This window comes from Paucilactobacillus suebicus DSM 5007 = KCTC 3549 (assembly GCF_001434475.1).
Taxonomy (GTDB): domain Bacteria; phylum Bacillota; class Bacilli; order Lactobacillales; family Lactobacillaceae; genus Paucilactobacillus; species Paucilactobacillus suebicus.
In genome coordinates, this window is record NZ_AZGF01000007.1 from 97,134 (window position 1) to 111,213 (window position 14,080).

Genomic DNA, 14,080 nt, shown 5'->3' on the forward strand with positions numbered 1-14,080 from the left:
AATCACACCTTACTTTAATTTGTCATTATCGTACTGATGAACTCTTTCAAGTTTAGGAAAGCTCTGCTGACGTAATGCTTCATAAATAACGATTGCAGCGCTGTTTGACAAGTTTAACGCACGAATTTTAGAATCATCTTGAGGAATTCTAACAGCGTTATCAGGATATCGACGCATAAATGGTTCAGGTAACCCAGTCGTCTCTTTACCAAACAGAAAATAATAGTCTCCTTCGCCTGCCGAGTAATCAGGTTCAGTATAGTCCCTATTTGCAAATTTTGAGACAACAAATAACTTATCTATGTCTGGAATGGTATCGATGAACTCACGTAAGTTTTCGTGATAAGAAATCTTAACCTTATCCCAATAATCCAGTCCTGCACGTTTCATATGCTTATCGTCAACAGAAAATCCCAATGGTTTAATTAAATGCAATTCAGTATCTGTTCCTGCACAAGTTCTAGCAATGTTTCCGGTATTAGCAGGCATTAATGGCTCAAAAAGCGCAATATGATTAGTCAAATTTAACTCCCCTTAATTTTTGTCCAAAATAAAAAAGCAGGGTCTCGGTGTGGGCACGGCGAAACGCTGCTTTAATGAAGTACTCCTTGGTAATCGCCAACGAACAAGTCGATGTCAATTATCAAACGATTTCTACATTAGAATGTACCACTTGTTCACAAATAATGCAACTTTCTTTACTTATTTACGCATTTTCTGCTTCAAGAAGAGTTACATCCACGGTGACTTCATTAAAGCCCTCTAAGTCTTGATCTGTAAGTGTTTTTGCGTCTCTTCCCCAATGCATCGGTGTCATTAACACTAGCTCTTTCTTCAAATCATTGGGTATTTCAAACTGATACTTAATTTCAAATTCCTTAACATTTGAGAAATGACTCTTGAACAAGTTTAACACTTTGGAATTGTCATAAGTCTGATGATCACCAGTATCATAGAGTAAATTTCTTAATTCTCCTAAATAACCAGCATTAGGAATCACTTTGTAAAGCTTGCCATTAGGTTTTAGTACTCTCTTAAATTCACCATAATCAGAAGGAGAAAATATTTCTACCAATGTATCAAATGATGCATTATTAAATGGCAGTTGTCTTAAGTCCGCAACACAGAAGAAAGCATTTGTATCTAGTTGAGTTGCTAACTGGATACCGGGTTTTGAAATATCAAAACCAATTGCCGTGTCATGCTTATTTCTGATGCTCATTAACTGACTAAGAGGCGTTCCCTCGCCACACCCAACGTCTAAAATTGTTTGGTCTGTATTGTTCATTTGTTGACTAATTTTTTCAACAATCGGCTTAAAAAGCCCCTTCATCAATAATTTTCGCCTAGCAGATAGCATCTCTCCATCGTACTCAGTTCCGGCTCCTTGTTTTAGAAAATAAAGATAACCATGTTTGTTAAAATCAATATGATGATTTTTAGCACACACAACACTATTGCCGTCAATTGATTCCATTGGTTCATGGCAAACTGGACAACGAAAGGTATTTATGTGTTGCTGAACAAATTGTCGTCCTTTTTCAATCTTTTTCACTCTGCTTTCCCTCACTATCTCCATCATCTGTTTCATACAAGTCTGAATTAGTTTGATACCAATTAAATAAATGTGTTATTAAAACTTTTGCAACGGCATATCCCGGTATGCCAAAAATAACCCCAATTACACCAAACATCTTACCTGCAGCTAATAATACAATAATAATAGTTACTGGATGAACTTTTAAATTACTACCCAAGATCAACGGAGACAGCAATCGTCCCTCAATTGTTTGCTCAATAGCAAAAACAATCAGCACTTTAACTAGCATCCACGGTGAAATAAAAAGTCCAACGATTACAGCTGGAATCATGGCCAAAAAAGAACCAAGATAAGGAATCAAGTTTAAGATGCCGGCCATGATACCAATTGTTAACGCAAACTTAAGCCCAATTGCGTAATATCCCAAACAAAACATAATTGCAACAAAGAATGCAACTGTTAACTGACCGCGAATATAACTACTGATCTGATGATTAATCTCGCTTAAAACATTTAAAAAGGACGACTGTAGTCGGGTTGGTACAAACTTAGCAATATAATGAGGAAGTCGATCACCATCTCTCAACAAATAAAACAGTATAAAGGGCATTGTTATTAGTGCAATAGCAACAGTGGTTAAAGTCCCCAATACGCTTCCAAGTGAATTAACGGTCGTTTTAATGTACTCGTTTGACCTTTGAGAAAGCTCTGAAGCAGCCATATCAGTGAAGTGTGCCACTTCTTTATGAAACTGTTGAAACATTGGATGTGATCCTAATCCATTGATCACGTTGTTAAATTGGTCAACATAGCTTGGAAATGATTTTATCAAGCTTTGCAACTGCTCATTAATAACGGGTATTAGGCTCCAAACTCCCCACACAAGTAGTGCAATAACAATTATAAAAACGCCAGTAATCGTTAATGTTCGATTAATTTTCATTTTATGTTCAAGCAGGTCAACAATTGGATTAAGTAGGTAGTAAAAAATACCAGCCAAAATAATTGGTAAGCCAACAATACTGAAAAAATCGTTTAAAGGGGTAAATAACCAAGAAACTTGGTTCCCCATGAATAAAATTAACAGTATTAACAGCACGATAATTAGTGCACTCATAATCCTACTGCTTCTAATTAAATTCCAAAATGAATTAACTTGTTTACCTGGTTGTGTAGGTTTGTTCATATGTTCACCCCGTTTGATTCAACTTTAAATAAACTGGCTTTAGTTTAGCATACTTAAACGATGACTGGCATTCTTAACTTTTGATTGTTATATTTAAAGAGAACATAATTTTGATATTGTGATGAAGGGAGCAATTAGTTTTGACAGAAAAATTTTTGGTCGGAACATACACAAAAAAAAGCAGTCAGGGCATATATTCGCTAACTCTGGACACCAATTCAAAAGAGTTAACCAATATCGAACCAATTATTGAGGCAGGTAGTCCAACATATCTTGGAATTTCAAATGCTAATCGATGCTACTGTGTAGATAAAGTCGGTAATCAAGGTGGCGTATCATCCTTTGATTTGAACGCCACTCCAGCTAGTAAAATCAATCAAATTTTAAGTAACGGGTCAGCCCCTGCTTACATCGGTATTGATGAAAAGCGTCAACTTGTATATGCCGGTAATTACCATTTATCAACGGTAACCGTCTTTAAAATTCAATCAGATGGCTCTTTGCTTCAAACAGATAAGGTAACCCACCAAGGGTTGACGGGTCCCAAACCAGAACAAGATGAACCACACGTTCACTACTGCGACCTTACGCCAGATAATCGGCTAGTAGTCTGTGACTTAGGAATGGATCTAACATTTATTTATGATGTATCGAATGATGGCAAATTAATTGCTAAATCAAGGTATCAAAGCGAAGCTGGTTTTGGCCCACGTCATATTGTTTTTCATCCCAATGGTAAAATTGCTTATTTAGTTGGCGAGTTAGGTAGTAAAATTGAAGTGCTCAAATATAACGACTCTAATGCGCAATTCACAAAACTGCAGACGATATCAACAATACCAGAAGACTGGACGACACATAATGGTGCAGCAGCAATCCATATATCAAACGACGGCAAATTTGTCTATGCTTCTAACAGAGGACAAAATGCCCTAGTAGTCTTCGAAGTTCAATCTGATTTTACTATTAAATTAGTTCAAACAATCAGCACAGAAGGTGATTTCCCTCGCGATTTTGAATTGAGTCAAAACGAAGATTTTGTTATTTGTGCCAACCAGAATACTGATAATCTAACACTTTATGAACGAAATACAATGGATGGCACATTATCAGTAGTTCAAAAAAATGTAGCTTGTCCTGAAGGCGTTTGCATAAAAAAATGGTTGTTAGCTAACTAGCGTCCAGCTTCTTTAGCTATTGCTTGCTCTTTTTAAATAATGAAAGCTGAGAAAAGTTAATTTCTCGGCTTTTTTTAATTGGGCCATTCAAATATTATCAAAACCTACATAAGGTAAACAATGAATAATCTAGCAATCGTAAAATAAATCATTACAGAGGTTAAATCAGATAACGTTGAAATAAATGGGCCACTGGCAACTGCAGGATCAACCCCAATTTTATCCATCAATATTGGAATCAAACTACCCGCTAAATTGGCGACAATAATTGCGGCAACCATTGAAAATCCAATAACCATCCCCAACACAAAATTGCCCTTCCACAACCCAACAATCACTGTAATCACGACTGCAGTCACAATGCCAATTAAAACACCTGTTACTACTTCGTTTCTAATCAAGCGTCCCATTTCGCGACTATTATTAACCGACAGTTTTCTAACGGCCACAGCCAAACTCTGAGTACCGGCATTTCCTGCAGTTCCAGTAATTAATGAAATAAATACGGCTAGCACACTGGCTTCACTTACCAGTCCCTCAAAATGACTAATCAAGCTAGCGGTGGACATTCCCAAAATTAAAAGAGTAATAAGCCATGGCAATCTATGCAGTGCCGTAACCCACGGAGAATCATCCGGCTCATCAACGTTAACACCTGCCAAACCAGAGTAATCTTCAACCGATTCCTCATCAATGACGTCAATAATATCATCAACAGTAATAATACCCAGTAAATGCCCCGCACGATTAACAACTGGCATCGCCAAAAAATTATATTCCCTAACGGTTTGTGCAACTTCTTCTTGATCATCGTCAACAAAAACACGGTACACATTTGAATTCATAATTTCTTTAACCTGTGCACGCTTGTCATTACTCAATAAATCACGTAATGTCACTACCCCAACCAGATTTTCTGCATCATCTTGAACATACACATAATAAATAATTTCTGCATTCTCAGCGTTTTGCCTGATGGTTTGCATAGTTTGACCCACAGTTGAACCAACGTTGACTGCAATGTATTCAGTCGTCATTAATGCGCCAGCAGTCTTGTCATCATAATTTAGCAGTTGCCTTATTTCATGATTTTCAGAAATTGGCATCAGGTTCAAGTAAGTTGACAATTCATCTCGACTAGCCTTGCTCAGCATGTCTACAGTATTATCAGTATACATTTCACTAAGCACATTGGCAGCCAGTCGAGTGGGCATTTCATTTAAATAGTCAATTCCGTTTTCTTCATTAACTTCAAGTTCGTCAAACATATCACCCAGTTCTTTTGGTGTTAAATATTGATAAAGTAAGCTTCTTTGCTGGGTAGACATCAGGATCAATAATTGCGATTGATCGTAAAAATGAAGTTTTAAAAAAAGATCCCTAAATTGTTCAGGATCCTTTTTGTTCAAGGCGTTTATGATATTATCCGTCTGTTCATTTCTGGTCAGTTTCATATTTACAACCTCAGTTAACGATTTTAGCCAGATCATCTGGCACTGTACAATCAATTTGAATAAATTTTTGTTTAAATGGACTAAAAAATTTAATGTGGCTACAATGAAGCGCTTGGCGATTAAGCCACATGGGCCCTCCGTACATATCATCCCCAACCAGTGGATGATGCAAATATGCAAAATGTACTCGAATCTGATGGGTTCTTCCAGTATGAAGTCTAATTCGCACAATTGAAGCACCGCTGAGGTTATCTTCCAGCCAATATTCAGTTTGGGATGGCTTACCGTTAGGATCAACCTGTCGTTTTACAAAAGATTCTGAATCACGTGCAATTGGTGCATCTATTAAGCCGTGTTTAACATCGAGTCGACCTTCAACAACCGCAATATAATCTTTCTGAACTCGATGTTCCTTTAACTGCTTGTCAAGAACGCTGTGAGCAAAATGGTGTTTAGGAAATACCACAATTCCGCTAGTATTTTTATCCAATCGAGTTGCAATATGTGTAACCTGATTTTCATATTGCTGTCTTTCATAATATCCTTTCACACGATTGACAAGGCTATCCGCCCTTTCAACATGGTGGGCCGGAACAGATGCAACTCCAGCAGGCTTATTTAAAACTAGATAATCATCATCTTCATATAAAATATCAATTGGATCATCACATCTAGTCACAACTTCACTGCTTTTTTCACTTGGCAACTCTAAGGTTGCTACCTGTCCCTTTGTCATCAGAGCCGATGTGTAAGCTGGTCTGCCATCAAGCAATATTGCACCACCATGGTATTTAGCAACAATAATTAGTGCTCGACTAACGCCATGTTGTCCTAAAAATGTTCTAATTTTGATTGGTTCATCCTGCTGGTTCTTCCATTCAAACTTCACTTTAATCCACCAATAAACGACTCATCAACACGTTGCCAAAAATTAGTGTGTCTGTAACTGGCAAACGAAATATGACTTTGTGAAATTTGGTAGTGTATCTTTCTCACTTCTTTAGGGTTATCCAAATCATGGGCCTGCATTTGATCACACCCAACAATTAAGCGATCATTAGTCCGAAGAACCAAATCAAGATACTGATCCTTCCCCACAATTATTGGTGATCCAAGTGTTCTAAATACTCGATTGTTAATCGAAGCAATTTCACCCAACTGAATTCCAACTAAACTGGGATCGACTACGGCCCCACCAATTGATTTATTGTAGCCTGTCGAACCAGTAGGAGTCGAAATACACAAACCATCTCCTCTAAATCTTTCAAACAACTTGCCCTTAATATAAATATCGCAAACAAGTGTATTAACTGCTTTTTTGACTGTTGATTCATTCAAAGCAATAAAATGTTTCACATTGCCATCGACATATGTAATATCAACATCCACCAATGGATAATCCACTTTTTGACCAGTATCTTGTTTCAAACTGTCAACAAGTTCTTCAACTTCAAAATCACGCCAATCAGTATAGAAGCCTAAGTGTCCTGTATGAATACCAACAAATCTAACATGATTCAGCTGATGGCGATAATGGTGGAATGCAGACAATAGCGTACCATCCCCACCAACGGTAATTACCACATCCGGACGATCGTTGTCTAATATAAAATTTGCGGCCGCTAAACTGCTTTTTAATTGCTTAGTGACCTTCACCGAACCACCTGTTGGGTTGCTATAAATTGCGATTCGCATACTCTATTCCTCTTATATTTAAAATAAACGCTGATATTTACTTTTGACCTGAGTCATCCTGCTGCTCCTGGTCACTGTGTTCTTGACTTGTCCACGCATTACTTTTCCCATACGAAAATAAGTTCTGTGCCTCTTGAATTTCTTCACGAATCTCCGACATTTCATTGTCCAATTTAAAGGCAGCTTCAGCAGACCGTTGAAGTCTAGCACTTAATTCCTTAGGAAATTCACCTTGATACTTATAATTAAGAGAATGTTCAATAGTGGCCCAGAAATTCATTGCTAGTGTCCTAACCTGAATTTCTGCTAGTAATTTTTTTTCACCCGTTACTAATTGAACAGGGTATTCAATCACAATATGGTATGACCGATAACCACTTGGTTTTGCACTCGAAATATAGTCTCTCTCTTCGAGAATTGTCATATCACTGCGTTTTCTAAGCAGATCCACAACCTGATAAATATCTTCCACAAACTGACACATAATTCTTAGACCAGCAATATCTTGCATATCCTGTTCTAATCTGTCTTCTTCAATATGTCTTCTAACCATTTTTTCTTTGATACTATCGACGGGCTTGACACGACCAGTCACAAACTCGATGGGTGCATGCTGATTCAAATCTTGAAACTGCTTTCGCATTCCCCTGAGTTTGATTTTTAATTCATCCACTGCTTGTTGATAGGGTAACAAAAAATGTCGCCAATCTTCTACCATAGTGTCGCCTTCTTTCGTCTTCAAACTCCATTTTATCATACCTATTGTCCAATAACTTGTGATAAGTCACTACAAAAACAATTACAGCAAATAACTTTACATTTGGTCAATTATTTGGCAAAATACAAATGCTAGTGCGTTACGTATTGGCATACATATTATTTTCATTGTAAGCATTAAAATTGAAATTTATTGTTATTTTGGTAGAGTTAGTTTGCAATAGTTAGTAACCAAATTAAACTAACCACCAAGTAAGTCGAGGAGGATTTATTGTGCTTGAGCTATATTTATTTGTGAATCCATTGGGAACCCATTGCATGCGTTGTGAGGACGATGTGCTAAAATTGGAAAACGAATTAGATGGGCAAATTGCTTACCAGTTTGTACCACTGCTTAATATGCAAACGATTAACAACACCCTGGAATCACACAAGTTGAACCTTCACGATTTGACCGTTAGAAACAATGTATCTGATACAATTTTTCAAATTATTATGGATTACAAAGCTGCATTATTTCAAGGACGTAAACGTGGGCGATCATTCTTAGTTAACCTTCAACGATTGTTGGTAAGAAATAAACTGGACTATTCTCGTGAATTGGGTGAGGAAGTTGCTCAAGAAGTTAAGTTAGACTTGGAAATGTTTGGGGAAGACAGAAGATCTAAATTAGCCCTTCAGTCTTTCCATGATGATCAAAAAATGGCAAACGAAATGGGCGTTCATCAACCGTCATCAGCCGTTGTTTTTGACACACGTAATGACAGTAATGGGTTATTAATAAATAACTTCGATTACTACACGCTATTAGACCTGTATCAAAAGCATGGACTAAATATTAGTGATTCTGTTCAATCATTTGCTGCTTCATTACCAAATAATCATCAGCCAAATTTACATGTATTATAATTTTATCCAAAGCCATTTCCATAGAAATGGCTTTTTGTTTGCACTAAATCTTCTATTTTTGTTTAACTAGGTTAATTTTCTGATCAGAGTTTTCAAACCACTTTGCTTTGTTTATATACATAACTCTGGTATCGCTGATTTTAATAATGCCATACTTAGCTAAATCTTCCATGAATGCACTAACAAATTCAAACCGCCAACGACTAATTATGGCCGTGCAAATGCAGGGAAAATCTAACCAATTTCCACAATCAATCAGTCGTTCCATCCATCGGTTTTTATTCCAAGCATAATTGATTGGCATCAAGTTTAGTTTCATTAAAATATCAACGCGCCAGTGCAACTCATTTGGAATTAATAGATCGAACACTAATCGTAAGTTATGAGCAGCAAATGGTACACCAGCAAGATTACGATGGTTTAAATAACATAATGTTTGTAAGTCAACTATTGAAACATCTTTCATTCGAATTTTCTTTTGAATTAATTGAATTTGTTTTGTTAGTGAGTACTTATATTCCTTTGATGGGTGTTGCAATGGCTCAATTTCATAAATTTTAGAAATTAGTTTCTGTTGCTTAGTTGACCAAAACAATAGCACTGGTTTATTATTTCTGATTTGTAAAAATTGAGCAATCTTTTGCCTTGTTAATTTGCGTTTTATGTATGGAGAACCAAGAATCCACCAAACTTTTATATTCATTGATTGATATCCTTCATTGCGTTCACGTAATCTTTTAACGGATAATGGACTGCACTGAAATTCCAGTGCGATTCGTTGTCCATTATTCCGCGTTAATAGCACATCTGGTCTTTGATGAATTTCTGGTAGATATACTTCTAATTCTGCGTGAATATGATTTTTTACAGCCCACTCCAACAACTGTTTTTTGCCTTGCAAATGTTCTGTGGTTTCACCTTCACTGGAACAACAGTCACTTCCCTTAATATGAGCGAAATGACAAATTTTGATGCTCCCAGATCTTAATACTAATTTTTCTCCACACGCGGGACAGTAACAACTACATTTTTTTAGCTTGGCACTGGCAAGTACGAATTTTTGATTACATAATCCAACTAACAAAATTTCATTCCCTTTAACTAAAAGATACGGTTGAGAATGAAAATTCAACTAAAAAAGAAGCCAAAAATGACTTCTTAAAGAGGTAGTTTTAATTTATCCTTTTATATCTGATCTAACCAATTAGAAAAGATCTGTAATCCCGTCTCGTGCCAGCGATTAATTACTCGCTGTGAAGGATCATTAGCATAAAAATAATTTTCAGGTAATTCAATATCTTTTCCAACATTTAAATCTCTAAAATATTCGTTAGCTAATGTATTGGTGTTGTATTCCAAGTGGCCTGTGATAAAAGTGTTTCGGTGATCTTTTGAAATGATAATTGCAGGCCCAATTTTTTTATTATCCGCAAGTAAAGTTAATTCGGGGTGCTGCAAAATGTCTTCTGAATAATTTGTTGAGTGCCGTGAATGTGGCAGATAGAAAGTATCACCAAGTCCCTCCAGCAAAGAATCCTGAGTCTCAACGTGATGTTCAAAAATACCAAATATTTTATCGTTTACTGCATGCTTACCAATACCATAATCGTAGTATAAAGCGGCCTGTGCAGACCAGCATAAATACAAAGTTTGCTTCACATGGCTTTTTGCCCAGTCAACAATCTTAGTAAATTCCTCCCAATAATCTACGTCATGAAAGTCAATTGTTTCTACGGGAGCACCGGTAACAATCAAAGCATCAAAGTTCTCATCCTCAATTTCATCCAGCGTTGCGTATGTTTTTTTTAAGTGACCAAGAACATCAGACTTAAAATGATGTGACTGTGGGTACAAAAATGTAAAGCTTAAGTTCTTTGAGTATCCAGCACTAAGGTTAAGAATCTGTCCCTCAGTTTCCAATTTATTGGGCATAATATTCAACACCAGTAAGTTCAATGTCTGATCAGCCTCTTTACCAGCTTGATTTAAAATATAACGTTTTGCGTATTTTTGCTTTAATTCAGTCATTATTAACACCTCCAATAAAAAATAAAAAACCTTCGTCTCAACCTGCCATCTAATAGCAGATTGGGACGAAGGTTTCGCGTTACCACCCATATTTATGTCAGCCTCACAACCGACACCTCATCAAGTACAATAATTCAAATACTCGTGCAAGGTATCGTTTGCAGAACGGTTCGTCAGCACACATGCACCACAACTCACAGGCTCCAAGACCATCTTCACAACGATCATCACACGCCCTCATCTCACCAACTGAGGTTCTCTGTATTAGTAATGCGCCGCTACTCTTCTTTTCAATGCCATCTTGTCTTAACTTTCTTTTAATCATATCATCATTTAAAAAATTGTCAAATATAATTTATTTTGACAATATCCCAATTTATCAGTCATAGTTGGCCTAAAAATATTAAATCAGTAAATTTGTTTCTAATAAAAATCCCTTCACAATATATGTGAAAGGATATGCTTCCTTACTTGTCAAAATAATAACGTGTCAATTCCAAAGCCGATTGTTCCATAATCTGTTTGCCATGTTCATTAAGAATATCAGGACTAATATTAGTCTTCTCTCCATATTCGTAGGCAATTGCCAAATCATCTTTAATTGTCTCGGGGGTCGTGGAATCAACGAAGAAAATTACTTCAAGATAGTACTCATTGCGGTACAGATATAAATTAGTTGCAGCATTTTCAAGACGCAATACTTTAGCAACTTGAATCATGCTTTCAAAGTCCTTTAATTTAATAACGGTTGTACTCTTTTCAAGTTCCTGATTATCAAGGGCTTCACTCACATCGTTAGTTTGAACAGTTGTCTTTCGCTTGTTATCAGAAGCATCAGTCTGCTCCAATTGGCGCTTTAAGAATTCAGAAATATCATCACGATGAATCTCCGTGTCATCATCCTCCTGACTTATTGCATCGTCATCGACCCCATTTTTACTAATAAACAACTCTAATCCATTTCTGTTTGGTAATACTTGAAAAGTAACAGAATCGTTATTTTGAAATTGATGTTCGGTATCTACTTCTTCCAAAATACTATAGAAAAAGCTTTCAATTTGTTGATGATTCCCTAACAAATCTAGAACCGTAATACCACGTGCACTCAAATCATCATTACCAATTAATACACGAATAGTATTCTCGTTGATTCTTTCCATCTCCATTATTCAAGCGCCCCCTTTCAATCCACATTTATTGTATATTCTAACTGTTTTTGCCAAAAAGTAAAGTTTCTTGATGACAAAAATACCTGACACAATATTATCGCATCAGGTATTTCTTAATTACATCATGTTTGCTTTGCGACGTGCTTTTTCAAGTTCCAGTGCTCTAACCTCACGTGGAAGGAATCGACGAATCTCATCTTCGTTATATCCAACTTGAATTCGTTTGTCATCTATAATAATTGGTCTTCTTAACAGGCCAGGATTCTTTTGAATTAAGTTATACAAACTTTTCATGGATATTTCATCTAAATCAACATGAAGTTTTTGGAATGCTTTTGAACGTTTTGAGATAATTTCTTCTGTCCCATTTTCAGTCATACGGAGAATCATTTTAATTTCATCCATTGTTAAAGGCTCAGAAAAAATGTTCCGTTCAGTATAAGGAATATTGTGTTCTTGTAACCAAGCACGAGCTTTTCGACAAGATGTGCAACTTGGAGATGTGTATAGAGTAACCATAGTAATTGCCTCCTTGAAACCTCATGAGTCATCATGATTTAATTCCTTTGTATGTTTACAGTATACACCATAATTTTTAAAATTAATAGACCTTTTTTTAATTTTAAAAATAAAGGTCAAAGTTTTTTAAAGACATTTTTACTATATTAGTATTATATATTTTGAAAAACACTCTATATTTAGATTATGTATACAACATTTGGTTGCATACAACTATTTAAAAAATAATATATTCAAGAAGAAAAAAATTATATATGAATAGTAAAAACTACTTGTAAAAAGTTAGTGAATTCTATAATTTAATTACTTGATTTGTACTTGCACATTCAACTAAAATCGACTGTTTAATTTCTCTGCTGGCCGCTTCAATCAGCTTTTGAGGATCAACGTCTTGAGGTAAATGCGACATTAATAAACGTTTAACATGTGATATATTTGCCAAATTACCTGTTTCATTAGCTGTTAAGTGCCATTTTGGTCCATCAGGATCCCTTAAAAAGTTTGTATCAGAAATTAAAAGATCGGTATTTTCAATAAATTCGCTCAATTCTGCAAAATATCTGGTATCTGCTGTAAAAACAAAATTCTTTCCAGTATTTACTTCTTCAACTCTCATTGCGTAAGCAGACACAGGATGTTGTACAGGCATAAATCTTATTTGAAACGGTCCAAGGTCAAGAGTTTTATCTGGGTCATATGCTTTAGCAATTGTTGAATTTGGCCAATTTAGCTTATTGAAATTTTCAGAATCGTTTTTGTGTCCATAAATTGGAAGTAGTTGTTCTTTTTTTTCTCCTTTTCGTAATTGCCAATAATGCTGCAAAACTCCAATATCTGCGATGTGATCGGCATGGTAATGTGAAAGTAAAACAGCATCAAGTTGGAGAGGATCTAAAACACGTTCAAGTTGAATTAATGCTCCACTACCACAATCTAGTAATAAATTATAAGAACCACTTTGTATCAAGTAAGAAGATGTAGCTTGTCCTGCGTAGGGATAACCACCATAAAATCCAATTACTGTAATTTTCATAAAAAAACCTCCATTAATTTTGCTTACTTTGATGGTATCATTTTCATTCACTCCATTAAACACTTATAATGAGGTCAAGAACTATAAAGGGGGTTGGGTACCATGATTAAAAGTATTAGTGCAACTTTTGGCAGTAGAACCGTTTTACAAGATGTCATAAAACGACATCCAGAAAGAGAATTTAAACTTTTACAATCAAATGCGACGCAACAGCAATTACAACTGTTGGACATTTCAGATAAACCAACAATTTTTCAGTCTTCTGTTGAGTATCAAGTATTGGGCCACGTGGGAGATAATGAATTTAGAGGATTACTAAATTTTGAATTCTTTAAGCTCGAACCAGATGATCAAAAAGCTTTGCGTTCCGTAGTTAATACCAGTCTTTTAAACAATCCACCTGCTAAAATGTTTGCAGCTTATCTCCTGGAAAATAAGTACGCATCAAACGAACTAATTGTCCTCACGATTTGGCCAACTTTAAAGGACCTCAGTACATGGAAACAAAGCTCAAACTATAAATTTGGTCATTATAATAGTAGTCAGGATCGGTACTATCAGAGAACTTACCAACCAGGCTAAATAACCACTCACTTAGACTTAATAATGAATATACAAAAAAGGGTTCTACAATATTTGGTACTGATAGATT

Annotated in this window: 16 protein-coding genes; 3 read left to right on the forward strand and 13 right to left on the reverse strand. The window is 35.8% G+C overall.

The window, feature by feature from the left end:
• Positions 1-9 precede the first annotated feature (9 nt).
• The 3 genes from FD16_RS04625 to FD16_RS04635 all read right to left on the reverse strand — a co-directional run bounded on the left by FD16_RS04625 (position 10) and on the right by FD16_RS04635 (position 2,726).
• Positions 10-522 carry a tRNA (cytidine(34)-2'-O)-methyltransferase gene (locus FD16_RS04625; protein WP_010622440.1) on the reverse strand — a complete coding sequence of 171 codons (513 nt, stop codon included), beginning with the start codon at positions 520-522 and terminating at the stop codon, positions 10-12.
• Positions 523-706: 184 nt separating this feature from the next.
• Entirely contained in the window at positions 707-1,555 is an 849-nt protein-coding gene (locus tag FD16_RS04630; protein ID WP_010622441.1) for a methyltransferase domain-containing protein, read from the reverse strand.
• The gene (locus FD16_RS04635; RefSeq protein ID WP_010622442.1) at positions 1,542-2,726 is read right to left on the reverse strand and encodes an AI-2E family transporter; all 1,185 of its coding nucleotides are present in this window, start codon (positions 2,724-2,726) and stop codon (positions 1,542-1,544) included. Before FD16_RS04635 ends, FD16_RS04630 begins: the two co-directional genes overlap by 14 nt.
• A gap of 140 nt (positions 2,727-2,866) precedes the next feature.
• Here FD16_RS04635 and FD16_RS04640 point away from each other — a divergent pair, with 140 nt between their 5' ends.
• Entirely contained in the window at positions 2,867-3,904 is a 1,038-nt protein-coding gene (locus tag FD16_RS04640; RefSeq protein ID WP_010622443.1) for a lactonase family protein, read from the forward strand.
• Between the two features lie 104 nt (positions 3,905-4,008).
• Here FD16_RS04640 and mgtE read toward each other — a convergent pair whose 3' ends face one another.
• From mgtE to yjbM, 4 genes are read right to left on the reverse strand one after another with little or no spacing between them, the layout of a single operon-like run.
• A complete protein-coding gene (mgtE, locus tag FD16_RS04645) occupies positions 4,009-5,358 on the reverse strand; it encodes a magnesium transporter (RefSeq protein WP_010622444.1) in 1,350 nt (449 codons plus the stop codon).
• 10 nt (positions 5,359-5,368) lie between these two features.
• Entirely contained in the window at positions 5,369-6,247 is an 879-nt protein-coding gene (locus FD16_RS04650) for an RluA family pseudouridine synthase (RefSeq protein WP_010622445.1), read from the reverse strand.
• Positions 6,244-7,053: an NAD kinase gene (locus tag FD16_RS04655; protein ID WP_010622446.1), complete on the reverse strand. Its 810-nt coding sequence runs from the start codon at positions 7,051-7,053 to the stop codon at positions 6,244-6,246. Before FD16_RS04655 ends, FD16_RS04650 begins: the two co-directional genes overlap by 4 nt.
• Before the next feature lie 37 nt (positions 7,054-7,090).
• The gene (gene yjbM, locus FD16_RS04660; RefSeq protein WP_056938528.1) at positions 7,091-7,771 is read right to left on the reverse strand and encodes a GTP diphosphokinase; all 681 of its coding nucleotides are present in this window, start codon (positions 7,769-7,771) and stop codon (positions 7,091-7,093) included.
• Between the two features lie 272 nt (positions 7,772-8,043).
• Here yjbM and FD16_RS04665 point away from each other — a divergent pair, with 272 nt between their 5' ends.
• Entirely contained in the window at positions 8,044-8,679 is a 636-nt protein-coding gene (locus tag FD16_RS04665) for a DsbA family protein (RefSeq protein ID WP_010622447.1), read from the forward strand.
• Between the two features lie 52 nt (positions 8,680-8,731).
• Here FD16_RS04665 and FD16_RS04670 read toward each other — a convergent pair whose 3' ends face one another.
• The 6 genes from FD16_RS04670 to FD16_RS04690 form a co-directional block, all read right to left on the reverse strand.
• Positions 8,732-9,811 (reverse strand): competence protein CoiA, encoded by a 1,080-nt coding sequence (locus FD16_RS04670; protein ID WP_081479623.1) that lies wholly within the window; start codon positions 9,809-9,811, stop codon positions 8,732-8,734.
• Positions 9,812-9,864: 53 nt separating this feature from the next.
• Complete coding sequence (locus FD16_RS04675) at positions 9,865-10,707, reverse strand: homoserine O-succinyltransferase (RefSeq protein ID WP_010622449.1); 843 nt, start codon at positions 10,705-10,707, stop codon at positions 9,865-9,867.
• Between the two features lie 103 nt (positions 10,708-10,810).
• Entirely contained in the window at positions 10,811-11,032 is a 222-nt protein-coding gene (locus FD16_RS12740) for a hypothetical protein (protein WP_155804366.1), read from the reverse strand.
• Positions 11,033-11,174: 142 nt separating this feature from the next.
• Complete coding sequence (locus tag FD16_RS04680) at positions 11,175-11,873, reverse strand: adaptor protein MecA (RefSeq protein WP_010622450.1); 699 nt, start codon at positions 11,871-11,873, stop codon at positions 11,175-11,177.
• A gap of 120 nt (positions 11,874-11,993) precedes the next feature.
• Positions 11,994-12,395 (reverse strand): transcriptional regulator SpxA, encoded by a 402-nt coding sequence (gene spxA / locus FD16_RS04685; protein WP_010622451.1) that lies wholly within the window; start codon positions 12,393-12,395, stop codon positions 11,994-11,996.
• A 292-nt stretch (positions 12,396-12,687) separates the two neighbouring features.
• Positions 12,688-13,428: an MBL fold metallo-hydrolase gene (locus FD16_RS04690; protein WP_056938529.1), complete on the reverse strand. Its 741-nt coding sequence runs from the start codon at positions 13,426-13,428 to the stop codon at positions 12,688-12,690.
• Positions 13,429-13,530: 102 nt separating this feature from the next.
• Here FD16_RS04690 and FD16_RS04695 point away from each other — a divergent pair, with 102 nt between their 5' ends.
• Positions 13,531-14,010 (forward strand): hypothetical protein, encoded by a 480-nt coding sequence (locus FD16_RS04695; RefSeq protein WP_010622452.1) that lies wholly within the window; start codon positions 13,531-13,533, stop codon positions 14,008-14,010.
• Positions 14,011-14,080 lie beyond the last annotated feature (70 nt).